Annotated in this window: 21 protein-coding genes and 1 pseudogene; 4 read left to right on the top strand and 18 right to left on the bottom strand. The window is 64.0% G+C overall.

Annotated features, from left to right (window positions below):
- Positions 1-339: 339 nt before the first annotated feature.
- On the top strand, positions 340-855 hold the full coding sequence (locus ACFO3E_RS02625; RefSeq protein ID WP_197486360.1) for a nuclear transport factor 2 family protein: 516 nt from the start codon (positions 340-342) through the stop codon (positions 853-855).
- Positions 852-1,925, top strand: coding sequence for an alcohol dehydrogenase catalytic domain-containing protein (locus ACFO3E_RS02620; protein WP_066531028.1), 1,074 nt, complete (start codon positions 852-854; stop codon positions 1,923-1,925). The genes ACFO3E_RS02625 and ACFO3E_RS02620 overlap by 4 nt, the downstream gene beginning before the upstream one ends.
- A gap of 12 nt (positions 1,926-1,937) precedes the next feature.
- Here ACFO3E_RS02620 and ACFO3E_RS02615 read toward each other — a convergent pair whose 3' ends face one another.
- Positions 1,938-2,294 carry a VOC family protein gene (locus ACFO3E_RS02615; protein WP_380802303.1) on the bottom strand — a complete coding sequence of 119 codons (357 nt, stop codon included), beginning with the start codon at positions 2,292-2,294 and terminating at the stop codon, positions 1,938-1,940.
- A 138-nt stretch (positions 2,295-2,432) separates the two neighbouring features.
- Between ACFO3E_RS02615 and ACFO3E_RS02610 the strand changes: the two genes are divergently transcribed.
- Positions 2,433-3,521, top strand: coding sequence for a DUF1214 domain-containing protein (locus ACFO3E_RS02610; RefSeq protein ID WP_225870623.1), 1,089 nt, complete (start codon positions 2,433-2,435; stop codon positions 3,519-3,521).
- Entirely contained in the window at positions 3,500-3,997 is a 498-nt protein-coding gene (locus tag ACFO3E_RS02605; RefSeq protein ID WP_380802300.1) for a nuclear transport factor 2 family protein, read from the top strand. Before ACFO3E_RS02610 ends, ACFO3E_RS02605 begins: the two co-directional genes overlap by 22 nt.
- Before the next feature lie 57 nt (positions 3,998-4,054).
- Here ACFO3E_RS02605 and ACFO3E_RS02600 read toward each other — a convergent pair whose 3' ends face one another.
- From ACFO3E_RS02600 to ACFO3E_RS02520, 17 genes and pseudogenes are all read right to left on the bottom strand, one after another.
- Entirely contained in the window at positions 4,055-5,002 is a 948-nt protein-coding gene (locus ACFO3E_RS02600; RefSeq protein ID WP_066531033.1) for an alpha/beta hydrolase, read from the bottom strand.
- A gap of 77 nt (positions 5,003-5,079) precedes the next feature.
- Entirely contained in the window at positions 5,080-6,252 is a 1,173-nt protein-coding gene (locus ACFO3E_RS02595; RefSeq protein ID WP_066531035.1) for an acyl-CoA dehydrogenase family protein, read from the bottom strand.
- Positions 6,253-6,255: 3 nt separating this feature from the next.
- Positions 6,256-7,458 (bottom strand): acetyl-CoA C-acyltransferase, encoded by a 1,203-nt coding sequence (locus ACFO3E_RS02590; protein ID WP_066531036.1) that lies wholly within the window; start codon positions 7,456-7,458, stop codon positions 6,256-6,258.
- Positions 7,459-7,553: 95 nt separating this feature from the next.
- Positions 7,554-7,946 (bottom strand): nuclear transport factor 2 family protein, encoded by a 393-nt coding sequence (locus ACFO3E_RS02585; protein WP_225870624.1) that lies wholly within the window; start codon positions 7,944-7,946, stop codon positions 7,554-7,556.
- 82 nt (positions 7,947-8,028) lie between these two features.
- Positions 8,029-8,505, bottom strand: coding sequence for a MaoC family dehydratase (locus ACFO3E_RS02580; protein ID WP_066531039.1), 477 nt, complete (start codon positions 8,503-8,505; stop codon positions 8,029-8,031).
- A 6-nt stretch (positions 8,506-8,511) separates the two neighbouring features.
- Positions 8,512-9,303 carry an SDR family oxidoreductase gene (locus ACFO3E_RS02575; RefSeq protein WP_066531041.1) on the bottom strand — a complete coding sequence of 264 codons (792 nt, stop codon included), beginning with the start codon at positions 9,301-9,303 and terminating at the stop codon, positions 8,512-8,514.
- On the bottom strand, positions 9,300-10,346 hold the full coding sequence (locus tag ACFO3E_RS02570) for an NADP-dependent oxidoreductase (RefSeq protein ID WP_380802295.1): 1,047 nt from the start codon (positions 10,344-10,346) through the stop codon (positions 9,300-9,302). The genes ACFO3E_RS02575 and ACFO3E_RS02570 overlap by 4 nt, the downstream gene beginning before the upstream one ends.
- Positions 10,343-11,428 carry an acyl-CoA dehydrogenase family protein gene (locus ACFO3E_RS02565; RefSeq protein ID WP_380802293.1) on the bottom strand — a complete coding sequence of 362 codons (1,086 nt, stop codon included), beginning with the start codon at positions 11,426-11,428 and terminating at the stop codon, positions 10,343-10,345. Before ACFO3E_RS02565 ends, ACFO3E_RS02570 begins: the two co-directional genes overlap by 4 nt.
- Positions 11,428-12,333, bottom strand: coding sequence for an SDR family oxidoreductase (locus tag ACFO3E_RS02560; RefSeq protein ID WP_066531045.1), 906 nt, complete (start codon positions 12,331-12,333; stop codon positions 11,428-11,430). Before ACFO3E_RS02560 ends, ACFO3E_RS02565 begins: the two co-directional genes overlap by 1 nt.
- A gap of 29 nt (positions 12,334-12,362) precedes the next feature.
- Entirely contained in the window at positions 12,363-12,806 is a 444-nt protein-coding gene (locus ACFO3E_RS02555; protein WP_066531047.1) for a nuclear transport factor 2 family protein, read from the bottom strand.
- Entirely contained in the window at positions 12,803-13,453 is a 651-nt protein-coding gene (locus tag ACFO3E_RS02550; protein ID WP_066531051.1) for a gamma carbonic anhydrase family protein, read from the bottom strand. Before ACFO3E_RS02550 ends, ACFO3E_RS02555 begins: the two co-directional genes overlap by 4 nt.
- Before the next feature lie 17 nt (positions 13,454-13,470).
- A complete protein-coding gene (locus tag ACFO3E_RS02545) occupies positions 13,471-14,622 on the bottom strand; it encodes an acetyl-CoA C-acetyltransferase (RefSeq protein WP_066531054.1) in 1,152 nt (383 codons plus the stop codon).
- Positions 14,615-15,646 (bottom strand): acyl-CoA dehydrogenase family protein, encoded by a 1,032-nt coding sequence (locus ACFO3E_RS02540; protein ID WP_380802289.1) that lies wholly within the window; start codon positions 15,644-15,646, stop codon positions 14,615-14,617. Before ACFO3E_RS02540 ends, ACFO3E_RS02545 begins: the two co-directional genes overlap by 8 nt.
- A gap of 13 nt (positions 15,647-15,659) precedes the next feature.
- A complete protein-coding gene (locus ACFO3E_RS02535) occupies positions 15,660-16,814 on the bottom strand; it encodes an acyl-CoA dehydrogenase (RefSeq protein WP_066531056.1) in 1,155 nt (384 codons plus the stop codon).
- The gene (locus tag ACFO3E_RS02530; protein WP_066531057.1) at positions 16,814-17,563 is read right to left on the bottom strand and encodes an enoyl-CoA hydratase family protein; all 750 of its coding nucleotides are present in this window, start codon (positions 17,561-17,563) and stop codon (positions 16,814-16,816) included. The genes ACFO3E_RS02535 and ACFO3E_RS02530 overlap by 1 nt, the downstream gene beginning before the upstream one ends.
- A gap of 29 nt (positions 17,564-17,592) precedes the next feature.
- Positions 17,593-18,684, bottom strand: a complete 1,092-nt coding sequence (locus ACFO3E_RS02525) for an NAD(P)H-dependent flavin oxidoreductase (protein WP_417765089.1) — start codon at positions 18,682-18,684, stop codon at positions 17,593-17,595.
- Positions 18,681-18,907 (bottom strand): annotated as a pseudogene (locus tag ACFO3E_RS02520) (enoyl-CoA hydratase); the annotation flags it as partial. The gene ACFO3E_RS02525 and the pseudogene ACFO3E_RS02520, both read right to left, overlap by 4 nt.

Genomic DNA, 18,907 nt, shown 5'->3' with positions numbered 1-18,907 from the left:
GTCTTTTCCGAGGAGCAATCGGAAATGTGGAATTAGGTTAGTAGCAAGATGACGCTGAACGCTATCAGCGCAGATGATCCGCTTGCGAGACACAGCAAACGAAATGGACAGAGCAGGAATACCGAACTGTCAGGTTCCATCCTCTTTCCCCGCTTATTGCGATGGGCTCCGCCGATTATAGCGGATTCGCCACATAATGCCAATTACGTCTACCGTTCCACGAGCCTCAAGGGCAAAAACAGGCAGGAGGCAATTTTTGCATTCACTCTGGGCCAGATGCTGGCTATCCCGCCAGCAGCGTTGATAAAAAGCGGTCAACTGGCCGAAATGGAGAGGAAGATGTCGCAGCCTTGGCTTGACAGGATCGCACTGCACGATCTGGTAATGCGTTACTGCCGCGGATGCGACCGGCGGGATTTCGCGCTGGTTCGCACGCTTTATCATGATGATGCGATCGATGACCATGGGGCGATGTTCAAAGGTGGACCGGATGCGTTCGTTGCATGGCTGCCCGAAGTCACGGCGCACTGGGACCTGACCCGGCACAGCATCAGCAACAGCCTGTTTGTTATCAATGGGGATCATGCGGAAGGCGAACATTATGTCGAGGCGTGGCATCGCACGCGGGGGCAAGACGCGAAGCTGTTCATCGCGCTGGGCCGCTATCTCGACCGCTATGAGCGCCGCAATGGCGAATGGAAATTCACCTACCGCAGCCTGGTTTTCGATCATGGATCCATCGTCCAGGTCGATCAGGATGCTGTCGATCGCATGAGCAAGGACGCGCCCAACGGCCGTGCCGATCGCAACGATCCGTCCTTCGACTACCCCCTGTTGGCGAGCCTCAGCGCATGAGGGCCGCAGTGTGGGACGGGCAGTTGCTGTTCGTGAGCGATCAGGTCAAGTTGCGGCCGGTAGGTGAGGGCGAAGTGCGCGTGCGGGTGCTACGCTCAGGCATTTGCCACAGCGACATCGCGATGCTGACGCCGCATGCTCCCAAGCTGCCGGTCATTCTAGGACATGAGGCCGCCGGTGAGATCGCCGAAATCGGCCCCGGGGTCGCAGGCTGGACGACTGGGGACCTTGTGGCCGTGGGTACGCAGACGCCGTGCGGCGATTGCCGTGAATGCCGCCGTGGCGAACCGCATAATTGCGACATCAACTGGGGCTTCACGCCTGATTTTCCGTTCACGCTTGATGGGGCGCCGGTCGCCTCCTTTGCCAACGTCTCCTCCTTCGCCAGTGAAATCATCGTAAAGGCGTCACAGCTGTTCGCGATCAAGGACTTGCCGCTTGAGCAAGGCGCGCTGATCGGTTGCGCTGTATCCACGGGCGTCTGCGCTTCGCGCGTTCTGGGTAAGGTCCGTACGGGCGACACCGTCGTTGTCTTTGGCATTGGCGGGATTGGGGTGAACGCAATCCAAGGCGCCGCTTGTAATGGCGCTCATGTGATCGCGGTCGATGCCAATCCCGCAAAGGAGGCGGTCGCGCGGCAGTTCGGCGCCGAAGCGTTTGTGCTGGCGGACCCGGCGCAGGACAGTGCGGCGGCGGCGGAGGCACTGGCGCGCGATCATGGTCCGATCGACGTCGTGGTCGAATGCAGTGGTGCGGTCGGCGCAATCAACACCGCGCTGCGCTGCACCAAGCGCGGCGGCAGGGTAGTGCTGATCGGCATGTCGAGATATGGATCGGAGGCGGCACTGCCGCTCACCAGCTTTGTCATGGGGGGCGAAGTGATCGCAACCATGAACGGGGGCGCGGTGCCCGAACGCGATTACCCCGAACTGATCGCCCAAGCCCAGAGCGGGCAGCTGAACCTTGCCGATCAGATCAGCGGCGTGTGGCCGCTCGACCGGATCAACGAGGCGATCGCAGCGCTGAAGGCGGGAGAAGTCACTCGCGCCGTCATCGATCACGAAATGTGAGGCTTCAGGACTTCAAGACCTGAAGCAGTTCGATCCGATGCCCTGCGGGTCGAGGATGAATGCGAGGCGCATGCCGTGTTTGGGCACTTCCATGGCGGGGACGTCGATCGTAGCGCCCGCCGCAGGCGCCCGTTCCAGCGCGGCATCCACATTTTCGACCAGGAAGCCGGTGGTGGCTTCTCCGGGCGGAGGACAGCTGCGATTCGGGAAGCTGACCAGGATGAGATTGGGCGCTGGTGGACGCGCGCCTGGCAGCGCCATGACGACCTCATGCATCAGATTTTCGCCCTCACCGGCTTCCAATCTCACGCTCACGTCAAGGCCAATTGCTTGACTGCAGAAAGTTTCGGCGGCGGCGATGTCTTTCACCTCGATCTTTGTGAAGCAAAATGATTATGAGGCCATCTTCATCCTCCCTTATCTTACGCATTAAAGCATTATAAACTCTGTTCGACAGCCTGGATGTAGGATAAACTAGGCCAGCAGATACGCAGATAGGAGATAGTGGTGGCTGAGACAAACGCGGGAGAGGTGCGGCTGTCCGCCGTATGGCGCGACTTTTGTGACAAGCTGGCGCAGGCGGGGGAAATTCTCGACCGCCCCAGCGCACCGGGTATGCCGATCGATCAGGCCGAAGGGTTGCGCTATCTCTCCCGACTCACACGTACCGCGCTTAATATGCTGGTCGATTCAAGCGATCCTGATTTCCCGCGCATCTTTCTGCTGACCGACGACGCCATCAAGATTGGCGCGGATAATCCCGACAATCTGTATCAGCAGATCGTGGTGCGCGGTGATCGCGAATACCGCATCACCGGCAAGCGCAACAGCGTCCCATATTTTTCGATCGGCTCGAAGGCAAATCGCTACGCTATCGACGGGACGATGGCATCGACCGGCGAGATCGAGCTTGCCGATATGGAGCTGCGTCCGGACGGCAGCTTCGAGATCATAGTCAGCAAAGCGCAGAAGCCCGGCAACTGGCTGCCGATGGCGGATGACACGACGCTGCTGATCATCCGCCAGACTTTCAACGACAAGCGGACGGAAGCCGCGGCTGACGTGAAGATTGAGCGGATCAGCGAGGGACCTGCGGTTCCGGCAATTCTGACGCCTGGGACTATCGAGGCGCAGTTAAATGGGGCGGCTGCCTGGGTTCGGGGCACGGGCAATACTTTCGCCGATTGGTCGCAATGGTTCATGGAGCAGCCGAACCGTTTTTATGAAGGAAAGGAGCAGTCGGTTTATCAGCGTGCCGGCGGCGATCCGAAGATCTGGTACGGCCACATTTATTATGATCTCGCTCCTGATGAGGCTTTGATCATCACCGCCAAGCCGCCCGAATGCCGTTTCTGGAATTTTCAGATTGACAACTGGTGGATGGAATCGATGGACCATGTGAACCGCAAGGTCTGGGTTAATGGGTCCCAGGCGAAATATGAGGAGGACGGCAGCGTCGTCCTTGTCTGTTCCGACAAAGACCCCGGCTATGGCAACTGGATCGATCTGTCAGGCCACCGCAAGGGCACGGGCCTGTGGCGCTGGATCGAAGCGAATGAGCATCCGGTGCCGCAATGCAAGGTCGTGAAGCTCTGACCAGGTCTGAAGCGCTTGCTGCTCGTATCGCCGCCCTGGAAGATCGGGAGGCGATACGCGGCCTGATCGCCAATTATGGGCCATTGGCCGATGCTGGGAACTGTGCCGGTGCCGCAGCGCTTTGGGTTGAGGACGGCATTTATGAAGTCGGCGGCTTTGGCGTCTATCGGGGTCGCGCAGCTATACAGGCGCTACTGGAAGGCGAGAACCATCAAGCGCTGATCAATGGCGGGGCGGCGCATGTGCTCAGTCCTCCGGTAATCGATTTGAACGGGGATTTGGCTACCGCGCGGACCTATTCGGTTGTGTTCCGCAAGTCGGGAGATGGTTGGCAGGCGCATCGCGTCTCGGCCAATATGTGGCATCTCGTCCGCATTGGCGCAGAGTGGAAGGTGGCATGCCGCGTCAACAGTTTGCTAGACGGGTCAGCCGATGCGCGCGCGCTTATCGCCGGGCAGCCACTGCCTTCGGATTGATAAAAATGATAGACAAAAGGGCTCATCCGGTCTGGACGAGCCCTTTTCCTCACCACATCAGGCGGTCTGACGCACCGCTGCAAATTGCTTCTTTGCAAAGGCGCAGGCGTCGGCCATCGCAGCCTGGGCGCCGGGCAGGAAGCCGAGCCATGACACGAAGCCGTGAACCATGCCGGGGTAACGCTTCATTTCGACCTCAACCCCTGCCTTTTCGAGTACTGGAGCATAGCTTTCAACGGCATCGCGGATCGGGTCGCATTCGGCACTGGCGATGAACGCAGGGGGCAAGCCATCATGGCTCGCCGCCTTCATCGGACTGGCGCGGAAGTCGTCGAAGTCGCTGTCATCATTGATGTGCAGTTCCCAGAAATAATGGGCGTCATCCAGGCGCAGGATCGGGCCGTTCGCGAACTCGATTGCGGAGCCTTCTTCCGGAATCGGATGGATGCCGGGGCCGTACCAATTGATCTGCGCAGCAAGCCGAGGTGCGCCCGCATCGCGAGCCAGAAGGGCGCAAGCACTTGCCAGCACGCCGCCCGCGCTATCGCCTGCTATGCCGATGAGCGCTGGGTCTCCACCCAGTTCAGCGGCGTTAGCGGCCACCCACTGCGTCGCGGCCCAGCAATCATCGAAGGCTGCAGGGAATTTATGTTCCGGAGCGAGGCGGTAATCGACCGACACCACGATGCTTTCCGCGCCGGCTGCCAGACCGCGCGCGATCATGTCCTGCGTGTCGAGGTCGCCTACGACGAAGCCACCCCCGTGGAAATAGGCGATCACCGGGAAGGGGCCGGAACCCTCCGGCGTATAGATGCGCACCGGGATCTCTCCGGCCGGACCGGGAATAGTCCGGTCGCTGACAGCGGCCAGGGTCACTGGCGGCGGGGGCAATTGGGTGGAACTGGACCGCACTGCTTCACGCAGGGCATCTAAGGGGAAAGTGCGGACCGGGCCCCAATCCGGCTGCCCGGCGAACATCGCCTCGAGTTGAGGATCCAATGGCATCTTAATTCTCCTGCTTGTCGATAGGGCAGTTTAGGGGAGGTGTGTCGGGGAAGCTGATGTGCTCATCTGCTCCCCTCTCATCCTCTAGGTTCGCGTGGCATATTGAGGGCGCGTTCGGAGATGATGTTGCGTTGGATTTGGTCTGTTCCGGCGTAGATGGTGTCGGATCGGGACATGAGGTACATGGTTGTGAGGCTGTTCATGCGTTCGTCGTTGACGCCGATTTCGCCATGTTGGCCCATGACCTCCATGGCGAGTTCGCCGAGCGCGACATGCCAGCGGGACCAGTAGAGTTTGTAGGTATAGGCGGCGCCTGAGAGGGTGGCGCTGGTGTCGCCGTCGGAGAGCATGCGCAGGCCATTGTAGCGCATGATCTTCAAGCCCGCATGGGCGTTGGCGATTTTCTGGCGGATGAGCGGGTCGGTCGCCTTGCCGTTGGCCTTGGCGATGGCGATGATCTCGTCCAGTTCGTTGCGGAAGTGCATTTGCTGGGCGAGGGTGGAGACGCCGCGTTCGAAGCCGAGCAGGGCCATGGCGACCTTCCAGCCTTCGCCTTCCTCGCCGATGCGGTCGATGGCGAGGGCTTCTGCGCCGTCGAAGAAGACCTCGGCGAACTCGGCCTCACCGGTCATCTGGCGGATCGGGCGGGCATCGACCCCGGGCTGGTCCATCGGGACCATGAGGAAGGAGAGGCCCTTGTTGCCGACGCTGCCCGGCGTGGTACGGGCGACCACGAAGCACCAGTCGGCGATCGTCCCCATCGAGGTCCAGATCTTCTGGCCGTCGATGATGTAGCGGTCGCCTTCGAGGCGGGCCTTGGTCTTGACATTGGCAAGGTCTGAGCCTGCGCCCGGTTCGGAATAGCCCTGGCACCAGATCGCCCGGCCACGGGCGATGTCGGGGAGGAAGCGGGCCTTCTGATCCTCATTGCCCAGGGCGATCAGCGTCGGCCCGAGCAATTCGACCCCAAGATGCCCTGCGCGCGGCGGACCCTTGGCGCGGGCATATTCCTCGGCAAAGATGATCTGCTGCGCGATCGAGGCATTGCGCCCGCCCCATTGCTCGGGCCAGCCCACGACGCTCCAGCGCGCCTCGCCCAGCGCGGCTTCCCAGGCGCGGCGTTCCTCGACATTGTCGATCTGGTTGGTCTGACCGCGGATGGATTGAAAGGGGCCGGCGAGCTGAGCATCGAGCCAGTCGGCGGCTTCCTGGCGGAAGGCTTTCAGTTCAGGGGCGAAGGCAAGCTGCATGGATCAGGCGACCTCGAACAGACCGGCAGCGCCCATGCCACCAGCAACGCACATGGAGACCACGACATATTTGACGCCGCGGCGCTTGCCCTCGATCAGAGCATGGCCGACGAGGCGCGACCCGGTCATGCCGAACGGGTGGCCGATGGCGATGCCGCCGCCATTGACGTTCAATTTTTCAGGATCGATGCCGAGCGTGCGCTGGCAGTAGATCGCCTGGCTGGCGAAGGCTTCGTTGATTTCCCACAGGCCAATGTCGTCGATTTTAAGGCCGGTGCGCTCCAGGAGCTTGGGGATGGCGAACACGGGGCCAATGCCCATTTCATCGGCACCGCAGCCGGCGACCTGGAAGCCGCGATAGACGCCCAGGATCGGCAGCCCTTCCTTCTGTGCAGTGGCGAGGTCCATGACGATCTGGGCCGACGCGCCGTCGGAGAGCTGGCTCGCATTGCCTGCGGTGATGTGCTTGCCTTCCTTGACGACCTGGCCGTTCTTGAACACCGGCTTCAATTCGGAAAGCTTCTCGTAAGTGGTGCCCGCGCGGATGCCCTCGTCCTTGGTCAGGGTCAGTTCTTCCTTGCCGGTCTCATTGCCTTCCTTGTCGAACAGCGCCTTGGTGAGAGTGATCGGCACGATCTCGTCATCGAACTTGCCCGCTTCCTGGGCGGCGGCGGCGCGCTGCTGCGACTGGGCGGCGAAGCGGTCCTGGTCCTCGCGCGAAATACCATAGCGGTCCGCGACGATCTCGGCGGTTTCGATCATCACCATATAGGCGTTGGGATCGCGCGCCTTGATGAATTCCGAGCGGTTGCGGAAGGCGGGATAATGTTTGTCGATGGTGAGCGAGACATTCTCGACGCCGCCCGAGACGGCGCAGTCGATCTCGTCGGCGATGATGCCGCGCGCGGCGAAGGCGAGCGCGTTGAGCCCTGAGGAGCATTTGCGGTCCATCGAGAAGCCCGCGGTCGTGTCGGGGAGGACCGAGCCATGGACGGTGAGGCGCCCGACATTGTAGCTTTGCGTGTTCCACTGGTTGGCGACGCCGAGATAGACGTCATCGACGCGCGCGGGATCGATCCCGGCGCGGGCGATGGCGGCATCGACCACATGGGAGGACATGAAGGGCGCTTCGGTGTCGTTGAAGGCGCCGCGATAGGCTTTGCCGACACCCGTGCGGGCGGTGGAGATGATGGCTGCTTCACGCATGAGTTCAGTCCTTGTCCATTTTTTGTTGACGCATCCTCTATGCGGAAAAGTCCCACCCTTCGACATGGCTCAGGGCAGGCTTTTCCGCCCGATGCTTAAAAGCCGTGCATGTTGGCGGGCCCCCAATAGGCGCGCATTTCGACGACCTCGTTCGCCTCGTTGAAGCGAAAGGTGTCGATGACGTCGATGCGCTTGGCCCCGCCGTCGTAATTGAGGTTAACCGAGAAGGGGAAGACCGCATAGTCGCCTGCGATCCGGACCGGGCCTTCGAGCTTTAATTTCGCGCCGGTCTTCATCGATTCAGCGTAAAAGGCCCGGACCGCCTCGCGGCCGTGATGGATGGGGCTGCCGATGGGGTCTTCAACCGTCGCATCCTGCGCATAGAGGGCGGCGACCTGGTCGGCGCTGCCCGCTTCGAACGCGGCGACATAGGCGTGGACGGCGGCTTCCATCCTGGCGGGATCTGGCATCTTGACAGGATCAGGCATGGGTGTTGCTCCAACTGGACTGGTGGCGAAAAGGCCGGACGCGAGGGCGAGAATGAGTGGGGCGCGCGCGGCCATGCTGTGTCTATTCGGGGAAATAGCGGTTGATGGTATCGACGATACAGGCGGGCTTGGCGCTCGGTTGACCGTCCGGGCCCTCGATCTCGACGGTGACGCGGATCACCGCCTGGATGGCGCCGCCCTTCACTTCCTCGACCGAGACGATCTCGCCCGTCCCGCGGATGCGCGATCCGACGATCACGGGGGAAAGAAAGCGGGTCTTGTCCATGCCGACATTGACCCCTGCGGAAAAGCCGCGGACCTCGACGATCTGGGGCATGAACAGGTTGACGAGGGAGAGGGTGAGATAGCCGTGGGCGATTGTGGCGCCGAACGGACCGTCCTTGGCGCGGACCGGATCGACATGGATCCATTGATGGTCGCCCGTGCAGTCGGCAAAGGCGTCGATGCGCTCCTGCTCGACGCTCAGCCAGTCCGACGTGTCGAGCCTGGTCCCTTCCTTAGCCAGCAGCGCGCGGGGTGTTTCGAAGATGGTCGCCATGGCGGCTCAGGCCCTTTGGCTGGAGACCGCAACGATCTCGCCGGTCATGTAGGAGGAGAGATCAGAGGCGAGGAACATCATGACATTGGCGATTTCCCAAACCTCGGCAGGACGCTTGAAGGCTTCCTTCTCGACGAGCTTGTCGAGCGCTTCCTGGGTGGTCACCTTGGCGAGGAAGGGGTGCATGGCGAGGCTGGGCGAGACCGCATTGATGCGCACGCCATGTTCGGCCGCCTCGATCGCGGCGCAGCGGGTGAAGGCCATGACCCCTGCCTTGGCGGCGGCATAATGGGCCTGGCCCTTTTGCGCGCGCCACCCCAGCACCGAGGCGTTGTTGACCATGACGCCCGATTTGGCGGCGTACATGCTTGGTAAGAAGGCGCGGGTCATGCGGAAGAGCGAGGTCAAGGTGACGTCGAACACGCGGCTCCACTGCTCGTCGGTCATCTCGACGATATCGACCTCGCCGCCGAGACCGGCATTGTTGATGAGGACGTCGACCTTGCCCAGTTCCTGGAGCGCGGCATCGCGCAAGCCCTGCACGGCCTCTTCGCTGGTGACGTCGCAGACGAACAGGGCGGGACGCGCGCAGCCCACTTCCTCGGCGATGCGGTCGGCCGCTTCATTGAGGCGGCGTTCGTGGAAATCGCTGATGAGGAGCCGCGCCCCTTCTTCCGCGGCGCGCTTGGCGGCGGAGAAACCGATGCCGGTGCCGGCCGCTGCGGTGACGACCACGGTCTTGCCCTTGAGTAGGCCCAGCGGCGTCGGATAAGGCGGCACGGGGGAGGTCGGGGTCATGCGGGGTCCTTCATGGTTGCGGCGGTACTGGCCGCCTGATGGTCTGTGACAAGGATGATCTTGCCGCGCACATGGCCCTCGCGCACGCGCGCCATGGCGGCGGCGGCCTCTGAAAGCGGGAGGGTTTCAAGCGGCGGGGGCGTCATGCGGCCCTGGGCGGTGGCGGCGACGAGCGCTGCAAGATGGGCGGGCGCGCTTTCGAAGCTGGCCGAGGCGCGGATCGCCCGGATGCCCTTGGCGGCAAAGCTGTCCGCATCGGGCAGCGCTTCATTGGGGAGCATGGTTTCGATCGCGACATAGCGGCCGCCGGGACGGATCAGAGCGGCGGGATCGGCAAGGCTGCCCTGGCCGACGGTGTCGAGGAGGAGGTCGACCCCGCCGGGCGCCCATGAGGCGACCTTTTGCGCGACATCCTCCTGGCGATAGTCGATCGGGCAGGCGACGCCGAGCGATGTGAACAGGTCCTGGTTGGCGGGGCCTGCGGTCGCGGCGATCTGCGCCCCGCATTCCCGCGCGATCTGGATCGCCCAGAGGCCCGTGCCGCCCGATCCGCCATTGATGAGCACGCGCTCGCCTGGTTGGAGCTGGCCCTGGGCGAGCAGGGCTTCGCGCGCGGAGATGCCCGGCACCGGGATGGTGGCGGCCTCAACAAAAGAGAGGCTGTCGGGCAGGGCGACGGCCTGGGCGGCGAGGCAGATGGCATAGTCACCCCAAGTCCCGCCGCGCCCCAAGGGCAGGGCGGACATGAAGCCGACGCGCGCGCCGGGCTCGAGGCCCTCCACCCCTTCCCCGGTCGCCACGACCGTGCCCGCGCCGTCAAAGCCGGGTATCAGGGGCAGGAAGGCTTGGGGCAAGAAGGGGAGGAAGCCTGCACAGGCCTTCCAGTCGGCCGGGTTGACGCCCACCGCCGCGATTTGGACCAGCGCTTCGCCTGGGCCAGGCACGGGGACTGGCAGGGCGCGGGCGCGGATCGCCTGCGGCCCTGCAAAGCTGTCCATCGCCATGGCCTGCATGGGGGAGGAGGGGGCGCGGTCGCCCGTCATACGGCGATCTTGTCTCCATCGAGCAGCAGGGCGGCCAATGCCTCGCGATGCTGATCGGGGGTGCCGAGCCAGGTGGCGCAAGCGCGGGCGCGCTTGAAATAGAGATGGGCGTGATGTTCCCAGGTAAAGCCGATGCCGCCATGGAGCTGGATCGCGTCGCCCGAGACCGAGCGATAGGCGTCGGACACATAGCCGCGCGCGGCATGGGCGGCCTCGGCGAGTTCCTCGCCGTCTTCGTCGATCGCCGCCGCAGCATAATAGGCGGCCGAGCGCGAGGCTTCGACCAGCAGCATCATGTCGGCGAGCATATGCTTATAGGCCTGAAACGAGCCGATCAGGCGGCCGAACTGGACGCGCTGCTTGGCGTAATCGACGGTGGCGTCGAGGCTGTACTGCATGCCGCCGGTCTGTTCAGCGGCGAGTAGGCCAGCGCCGATGGTGAGGGTGCGTTCGATCGCCGCCTTGGCGCTGCCGGGTGCGCCCAGCAGCATGGCGTCCGTGACTTCGCAGTCGAAGGTCAGCGTTGCGAAGCGGCGGGTGCGGTCGAGGCTGGGGAGCGCTTCGATCGTGAGGCCGGGGGTGTCGGCTTCGAGGACGACGAGGCTGTCATCGCCGGTGGCGACGACGATCAGTTCCGCGACATGGCCGAAGGTCACGAAATCGGCCGTGCCGGTGAGGCGGCCGTTCGCCAGGGTAGGGCGGCTTGCCGCGCCGGCGAAACTCGCGCGCGTGCCGGAGGCGAGGCGGGGGAGGAGGCTCGCCTTCTGCTCCTCGCTGCCTGCGCCAAGCACCGCCTGGACCGCCAGCACGGCGGTCTCGAAAAAGGGGACAGGCGCCAGCACCCGGCCGGTTTCCTCGAGCACCAGCGCCATTTCGACCGCGCCCAGGCCCAGGCCGCCCTGCGCCTCAGGGATCATCAGCCCGGCAAAGCCCATTTCGGCAAAGCTCGCCCAGAGCCCTTCGTCAAAGCCGGTGGTCCCTTCGACCGCGGCGCGGATGACCTCGGGGTTGGCGGCATCGGTGAGGAAGTCGCGCGCGGCTTCCTGGATGGCGCGCTGGTCGTCGCTGAGCGCAAAGTCCATCAGGCGGCTCCGTAAACGGGCTTTGCAGGCTCGCGGGTTTCGATGAGCTTGCGCACAATCGCATCCATTTCATGGGCTTCGAGGCGGGCGCCCTTGTCGAAGGCGGGGCTGTCGGTCCAACCTTGCGAGAGGAAGACTTGGCCGCCCTTCAATTCAAACACCTGGCCAGTGACGCCCTTCGACTGTTCGGAGACCAGATAAGCGACCAGCGGCGCCATATTCTCGGGCGCAAAGACGTCGAACTCGCCTTCCTTGGCGTCCATGTCGAACGCCCCGGTCGAGGTCATGCGGGTGCGAGCGTTGGGGGCAAGGGCGTTGGCGGTGATGCCCAGGCGTCCAAGTTCAGCGGCCTGCACCAGGGTCAGCGTAGCGATGCCGCCCTTGGCGGTCGAATAGGCCGACTGGCCAACCGAGCCCTGCAGGCCCGCTCCGCTCGTCGTGTTGATGATGCGTGCATCGACGGGGTTGCCCGCCTTGCTTTGCGCGCGCCAATATTCAGCGGCGTGGCGCGCGGTGCAGAAATGACCGCGCAAATGGACGCGGATGACGGCGTCCCATTCTTCCGGAGAGCAGGTGAAGAACATGCGGTCGCGCACGAAGCCGGCATTGTTGACCACGGCATGGAGGCCTCCGAAGCTGTCGAGCGCCTGTTCGACCATGCGCTTGCCCGATTCCCATTCGGCGACGTCATCGGTGTTCGCGACGGCTTCCCCGCCCATCGCCTTGATCTCGTCCACGACCTGCTCGGCCGCGCCCTTGGTCTCGCCTGCCTCGCCATGGGTGCCAACGCCAAGGTCATTGACCACAACCTTGCAGCCTTGCGCCGCCAGGCCCAGCGCATAGGCTTTGCCCAGGCCATTGCCCGCCCCGGTCACGATCGCAACACGTCCTTCGCAGATACCCACTTGCCTTACTCCTCAAAATGCCTTGCGCGTCATGGTGCGACCGGGATCAGCAGATGCTGGCTCACGTCGCCGATAAGATCGAGCAGCGAATAATCCCGCTGCGAAAAATTCCATATGCCCTCGACCCGGACGAAGGCGTCATGATAGCGGCCTGCGCAGATCGCCTGGAGCGGCAGGTCCGGAGTCGCCTGAAACACGGTATAATAGGAACGGCAGGTGGCCGTGCCTGCCTCTTCGTCCAGCTCGACAATAGGGTTGGTGATGACATGCTTGGTGCGCGGCGTGCCGCAAGGGTAAAGCCGCACATGGGCGCGCCAGAGCGCGAGCATCGGGGCGGCGCCTTCGACCACTTCGCCGCCGCCGGTCTTGACCTTGGCGCGCGCGAACAGCGCGGCGACGCCTTCAAGGTCGCCTGCGTCCATCAGCTCGGCATAGCGGTAGAGGAGGTTGGTGATGGCAAGCGCGCTGCTCATCCCTCGCTCTCCTCGCGCGCCGCCTTGCGCTCGCGCAGCTGCGCGGTCTCGCCCGAAAGGCGCACGGCGATGGCCTCGGACTGGCTGCGCTGCGCCTGCCGCTCTGCGCTGGCTTCGCGCAGCGGCTCCGCCTCGACCAGATCGGTGAGCGCGGCACGGGCGAGCTTCTGATATTCGCCCTCGCCATTGTTGCGCCAGGTGACCTGGTGCGGCTCGAAGCTTTTGACCACCTTAGCCGGGTTGCCCGCGACCAGGCTGCGCGGCGGGGTCACGGTGTCGGACTTCACCAAGCTAAGCGCCGCGACGAGATTTTCATCGCCAATGACGGCATTGTCGAGGATCACCGCATTCATACCGATGAGGCTGTTCTCGCCGATCTCGCAGCCATGGATGATCGAGCCATGGGCGATGGTCGCGCCGCGGCGGATGATGGTGTCGCGCAGCTGGTTGGCGTGCACCGTGACATTGTCCTGGATCGAACTGTCGCCCTCGACGATGATCCGCCCGAAGTCGCCGCGCAGTGAGGCGCCCGGCGCGATGAAGCAGCCCGGCCCCACGATCACGTCGCCGATCAGCGAAGCCAGCGGATGGACGTAGCTCGATGGATCAACGGCGGGAACGATTCCCTGATAGGCATAGCAGGGCATGGGGCGGGCTTCCTCGGTTACAGCCGCTCGACGATGGTGACGTTGGCCTGGCCGCCACCCTCGCACATTGTTTGGAGGCCATAGCGGCCGCCGGTGCGCTCAAGGGCGTTCAAAAGCGTGGTCATGAGCCGCGCGCCGGTCGCGCCGATCGGGTGGCCAAGCGCGATTGCGCCGCCCTGCACATTGACCTTCTCATGGGGAATGTCGAGTTCCTTCATCCAGGCCATGGTGACGCTGGCAAAGGCCTCGTTGCATTCGAAGAGGTCGATGTCGTTGATCGACATGCCCGCCTTCTTGAGCGCATATTGGGTGGCGGGGATCGGGCCGGTCAGCATCCAGATCGGGTTGGCGGCCCGGACCGAGAGATGATGGATGCGGGCGCGGGGTTTGAGGCCATGCTCCTTTACCGCATTTTCGCTGGCGATGAGCAGCGCAGCGGCCGCGTCGCAATTCTGGCTGGCGACGCCCGCGGTGATGATCCCGCCTTCGCGCACCGGGTTGAGGCTGGCAAGCCCTTCCAGCGTAGTGGTGGGGCGGATCGTCTCGTCACGGCCAAGGCCCTCGAAGGGTGCCACTTCCTTGTCGAACCAGCCATTGTCCCAGGCGGCCTGGGCGCGCTGGTGCGAGGCAAGGGCAAACTCTTCCATGGCCTGGCGGCTGATGCCCCATTTGTCGGCGATCATTTCGGCCGACTTGATCTGGTTGACTTCCTCGTCGCCATAGCGCGCGTCCCAGCCCTTAGCTCCGATGAAGGGGCTGTCGAACCCATATTGGGCGCCGGCGATCATCGCGGCCATGATCGGGATGCGGTTCATCGCCTGGCTGCCGCCTGCGACCACCAGGTCCTGGGTGCCGCTCATCACGCCCTGCGCGGCGAAATGCACCGCCTGCTGCGATGAGCCGCACTGGCGATCGACGGTGACGCCGGGCACTTCTTCAGGCAGGCCCGCCACCAGCCAGGCGGTGCGGCCGATATCGCCCGCCTGGCCGCCGATCGTCTCGGTGCAGCCCCAGACGACGTCCTCGACCTGGGAAGGATCGATGCCGGTGCGCGTCACCAGTTCCTTGATCGGGTGCGCGCCAAGGTCGGCGGGGTGGACATGGGCAAGGCTGCCCTTCTTGCGGCCGACGGGCGTGCGGACGGCGTCGATGATATAGGCTTCAGGCATTGTCGGCTTCCCGTGCGAAGGTCTGGTCCGGCCCCATGGGCTGGGTGAAGATGCGCGTGGCGATGCGCGCGCGGTGATAGGCAGGCGTGCCCCAGCTCTGGGTCAGCGCAAGGGCGCGCTTGAGGAACAGGTGGACGTCCACCTCCCAGCTGTAGCCCATGGCGCCATGCACTTGGATCGAGGCGCGGGCGGCCTTGTCGGCGGCTTCCAGCGCGACGATCTTCGCATGGCTGACGCGGGCGCGGGCTTGAACGTCGCGCGTGCCGATTTCGGCGGCCGCCGCTGCGACCACCGGCTTGGCGAATTCGATCGTCACCTGGGCGGAGGCGAGGTGATGCTTGACCGCCTGGTAGCTGCCGATGGGCTTGCCGAACTGCTGCCGTTCCTTGGCATAGTCCACGGCCAGATCGACGGCGCGCTGGGCGAGGCCGAGGCCGAAGGCGGCGTTGAAGAGGGACGCGCGGTCAAATGCCAGGTCCCAGTCCGCCTTGCCGAGCGCAGTCGCGTTCTGCGGGCTCCATTCGACCGTGAACAGGCGGCGGAACGGGTCGATGCTGGGCTGGGCGGTCAGCGTCACCTGATCGGGGGTGGCGAGGAAAGCTTCGCCCTCCTGATGCAGTAGGATCGCCGCTGCGCTGTCGGCATTGGCGACGTAGGGGTTGGCGGGATGCGCGATCGCGATCGTCGCGGCGGGATCGGCGAGCAGTGGGTGATCGGGCGCGAGCGCGGCGAGCGTTGGCGCTGCGACGCCTGCGCTTTCGACCAGCGGTTCAGGGAGGACGACATAGCCCGCTTCTTGCGCAATGAGGGCGAGGTCGGATTCGGCAAGCCCGATGCCGCCTGCGTTTTCGGGCAGCAGGACGAGGGTGAGGCCGGTCTCGACGATCGATGCCCAGCGGGCCGGGTCGATGGCCTCGCCCGCCTCCATCATGCGCCGCCAATGATCAGGCGTCGAGCTGTCAGCGAAGAGCGAGCGCGCCGTCTCGGCAAACATCAGCTGTTCGTCGTTGAGGGTGAAATCCATGTCCTATTCCCCCTTAGCGCGGCAGGCCGAGCATGCGCTCGGCGATGATGTTGCGCTGGATCTCGTTCGACCCGGCATAGATGGGCCCGGCGAGCGCGAAGATATAGTCGTCGATCCAATCGACGGGGCTGGCGTCCGGCGCCTCGTGGGTGAGTTCGGCCTGCGGCCCCAGGATCGACAAGGCGGTCTGCGTCAGATGAATGTCCAGTTCCGACCAGAAGATCTTGTTGGTGCTAGCTTCCGGCCCGATCTTCGCTCCCGCCATCAGGCGCGAGGCCGTCTGGTAGATGTTGAGCGCATAGGCGTCGGCATTCATGTGCGCGCGCACGACATCGGCTTCCAGCGCAGGGTCGGCGGTTTCCTTATGCGCCTGCCAAAGCGCCGCCAGCTTCTTCGCCGCCACTTGGTAGCGGGCAGGGGACCGCAGCATGAGCCCACGTTCGAAACCGGCGGTCGCCATGCAGATGTGCCAGCCCTGGCCTTCGTCGCCGAGGCGGTTGAAGGCGGGGACGCGGACATTTTCGAGGAAGATTTCGGCAAAGCCGACATGGCCGTTGATCTTCTTGATTGCGTTCACCGTCACGCCCGGCGCATCCAATGGGAAGAAGATGAGGCTCATCCCCTTGTGCCGTTCGGAGCCCGGCTCGCGGAAGAGGCCAAAGGCCCAGTCGGCGAACACCGCGCGGCTCGACCAGATTTTATGGCCGTTGAGGATATAGTCGTCGCCGTCCCGCGTCGCGGTGGCGCGCACGCCGGCAAGGTCGGAGCCTGCCTGCGGTTCGGACCAGGCCTGCGCCCAGATTTCCTCGCCGCTCGCCATTTTGGGGAGGAAGCGCTGCTTCTGCTCATGGGTGCCGAATTCGATCAGCGTGGGGCCAAGCAGGAAGATGCCGTTCTGGTTGACGCGGCCGGGCGCACCGGCGCGATAATATTCCTCCTCGAAGATCAGCCACTGGATGAGGTCGAGGCCGCGCCCGCCATATTCGCGTGGCCAGGTGACCATGCCCCAGTCGCCCGACTTCAGGGTCTTTTCCCATTGCCGGTGGGCCTCGAACCCTTCGCGGGTCGCGTCGAAATGCTCGAGCGGAGCGGACGGCACATGGGCTTCGAGCCAGGCGCGGACTTCGGCGCGGAACGCCTGCTGCTCGGGAGTGTAGGTGAGATCCATTAGAACTTTGCCGTGCCTTTCCCTTCGGCGAAGGCGTCGCGCGCCTTCTGGCTGTCTTCATGCATGTACATTTCGAGCGTGAAGCCCTGTTCGATGCGGTAATGGGCCGACGGGTCGGTGGGCTCGATCAGATTGAGCGCCTGCTTGGCGATGACGAGCGCCGCGCGGCTCTTGGACGCGATGACCTCGCAGAAAGCATAGGCTTCGTCCTTGAGGCGATCGAGCGGCACGACCTTGTGCACCGATCCATGGCGATGCGCGTCCTCGACCGAGATGCGCCCGCCGGTGAAGAAGTTGGCGCGCACCATCTGGACAGGCAGCATGCGGCTCATGAAGGCCGCGCCCCCCATCGCGCCGCGATCGATCTCGGGCAGCGAGAAATAGGCCCCCTCGGCTGCGATCAGCGCGTCGCAGGCGCCCGCGATATTGACGCCGCCGCCGATGACGAAGCCGTGGAGCGCGCCCACCACCGGGATCTCGCATTCGCGGATCGCCTTGAAGGTGAGATAATTATCCTTGTTGAGCTTTGCGATGCGCTCGGGGTGCGCGGCCATTTCCTTGATGTCGACGCCGCCGCAAAAGCCGCGGCCCTCGGCGCGGATCAGGATGCAGCGCACATCGGGATTGCGCGAGGCTTCCCAGACGAGGCCGGGAATCGATTCCCAGCCCTTAGTGTCGAAGGCGTTGACCGGCGGATGGTCGAACAGGATTTCGGCGATCTTGTCCTTGATCGTGAGTGTAATCGGCATGTCTTGTCCTTTTTCCTCAGGCCCGCTCCTCAGGCCGCGCTGGCGGCCTCGCGGCCGAGGCCCGCGAGGACGGCAAGGCGCTCATGCGCTTCGGCAACGATGCGATCGACCAGTTCCTGGCAGCTCGGGATCTCGCCGATGCGGCCGCCGACCACGCCGGTCGCCATCACGCCATGTTCGATGTCGCCATCGACGACGGCCTTTTGGATCAGCATCGGCATGGTCGCGGCCATCATTGCCTGTTTCAAGGGCACCTGGCCATGACCGGTCATGCCCTTGGCCGACTTGATCATGTCGATCCAGCTTGCCCCGCTCAGCTTCTTCATCGCCGCGCTTGCCTCGATCGCGCGCAGCCACATGCCCAGCTTTCCGGACTTCTCGATCTTGTCCATGAGGCGGGTGCGCACCATCCGCTGCGGGATGCCGTCGAGCTTGGTGGTGACGATGATGCCGTCGGTCGTCGCCTTGAGATAGGCCGTCTTGGTCGTGTCAGGCACCGGGCTTTCCTTGGTGAGGAGGAAGCGCGTGCCCATGGCGATGCCTACCGCGCCATAGGCCATGGCCGCTGCAAGGCCGCGCCCGTCGGCAAAGCCGCCGCTGGCGATCACCGGCACCTTGACGGCGTCGAGCACCTGGGGGAGCAGTACGGTGGTGGGGACAGAGCCGGTATGCCCGCCGCCTTCGCCGCCCTGGACATTGACCATGTCAACGCCCAGTTCCACCATCTTCTGCGCATGCTTGACCGCGCCGACGGTCGGGACGCAGAGGATCCCCGCATCCTTGAACCGGCCGATCATCTTGGCATTGGGGCCGCGCCCGAAGCTGACCGCGCGCACCTGATCCTTGTTGGCGAGGATCAGCTCGACAATCTGGTCGGCGCCAGGCTGGAAGCTGTGGAAATTGACGCCGAAGGGCTTGTCCGTGCCCTGGCGCACAGCCAAGATCTTCTCACGCGCCTCTCGCGGAGTCATGACGGCAGCGCCCAGGAAACCGAAGGCGCCCGCATTGCTCGAGCCGATGACCAACGAAGGTTCGGCAACCCAGCCCATGGCAGTCTGGATGATCGGCCAGCGGCAGCCAAGCCGCTCGGTCAATATCGTGTGCAGCGGATCGCCCATCATTCGCTCGCCTGTTTCTTATTGGCCTCTGCCATCTTCTTGGCGTCGAGCCCTGCGATCGAACTGCCTTGGGTGAGGTCGTTCTGCGCATGGGCGAAATGGTGCATATGATATTGCGCCTCCATTGCGTTCCTCTTGCCCATCAGTTCCTCGACATGGTTGATCGCCTGCTTGGTGAGCCAGTTGCCCAGGCGCGGCTGCGCCACCAGCTTCGCCGCCATCGCTG

It is taken from the genome of Sphingobium tyrosinilyticum (assembly GCF_042654265.1).
In the GTDB taxonomy this organism is placed as follows: Bacteria; Pseudomonadota; Alphaproteobacteria; order Sphingomonadales; family Sphingomonadaceae; genus Sphingobium; species Sphingobium tyrosinilyticum.
The sequence above is the reverse complement of the archived record's forward strand: the minus strand, read 5'-3'. Positions and strand labels throughout refer to the sequence as shown.

Excerpts from the sequence above, each read along its gene's own strand:
- ACFO3E_RS02625 (WP_197486360.1), top strand. The coding sequence starts at position 340 with ATGTCGCAGCCTTGGCTTGACAGGATCGCACTGCACGATCTGGTAATG.
- ACFO3E_RS02620 (WP_066531028.1), top strand. The coding sequence starts at position 852 with ATGAGGGCCGCAGTGTGGGACGGGCAGTTGCTGTTCGTGAGCGATCAG.
- ACFO3E_RS02605 (WP_380802300.1), top strand. The coding sequence starts at position 3,500 with ATGCAAGGTCGTGAAGCTCTGACCAGGTCTGAAGCGCTTGCTGCTCGT.
- ACFO3E_RS02600 (WP_066531033.1), bottom strand. The coding sequence starts at position 5,002 with ATGCCATTGGATCCTCAACTCGAGGCGATGTTCGCCGGGCAGCCGGAT.
- ACFO3E_RS02595 (WP_066531035.1), bottom strand. The coding sequence starts at position 6,252 with ATGCAGCTTGCCTTCGCCCCTGAACTGAAAGCCTTCCGCCAGGAAGCC.
- ACFO3E_RS02590 (WP_066531036.1), bottom strand. The coding sequence starts at position 7,458 with ATGCGTGAAGCAGCCATCATCTCCACCGCCCGCACGGGTGTCGGCAAA.
- ACFO3E_RS02585 (WP_225870624.1), bottom strand. The coding sequence starts at position 7,946 with ATGCCTGATCCTGTCAAGATGCCAGATCCCGCCAGGATGGAAGCCGCC.
- ACFO3E_RS02580 (WP_066531039.1), bottom strand. The coding sequence starts at position 8,505 with ATGGCGACCATCTTCGAAACACCCCGCGCGCTGCTGGCTAAGGAAGGG.
- ACFO3E_RS02575 (WP_066531041.1), bottom strand. The coding sequence starts at position 9,303 with ATGACCCCGACCTCCCCCGTGCCGCCTTATCCGACGCCGCTGGGCCTA.
- ACFO3E_RS02570 (WP_380802295.1), bottom strand. The coding sequence starts at position 10,346 with ATGACGGGCGACCGCGCCCCCTCCTCCCCCATGCAGGCCATGGCGATG.
- ACFO3E_RS02565 (WP_380802293.1), bottom strand. The coding sequence starts at position 11,428 with ATGGACTTTGCGCTCAGCGACGACCAGCGCGCCATCCAGGAAGCCGCG.
- ACFO3E_RS02555 (WP_066531047.1), bottom strand. The coding sequence starts at position 12,806 with ATGAGCAGCGCGCTTGCCATCACCAACCTCCTCTACCGCTATGCCGAG.
- ACFO3E_RS02550 (WP_066531051.1), bottom strand. The coding sequence starts at position 13,453 with ATGCCCTGCTATGCCTATCAGGGAATCGTTCCCGCCGTTGATCCATCG.
- ACFO3E_RS02545 (WP_066531054.1), bottom strand. The coding sequence starts at position 14,622 with ATGCCTGAAGCCTATATCATCGACGCCGTCCGCACGCCCGTCGGCCGC.
- ACFO3E_RS02540 (WP_380802289.1), bottom strand. The coding sequence starts at position 15,646 with ATGGATTTCACCCTCAACGACGAACAGCTGATGTTTGCCGAGACGGCG.
- ACFO3E_RS02535 (WP_066531056.1), bottom strand. The coding sequence starts at position 16,814 with ATGGATCTCACCTACACTCCCGAGCAGCAGGCGTTCCGCGCCGAAGTC.
- ACFO3E_RS02530 (WP_066531057.1), bottom strand. The coding sequence starts at position 17,563 with ATGCCGATTACACTCACGATCAAGGACAAGATCGCCGAAATCCTGTTC.
- ACFO3E_RS02525 (WP_417765089.1), bottom strand. The coding sequence starts at position 18,684 with ATGATGGGCGATCCGCTGCACACGATATTGACCGAGCGGCTTGGCTGC.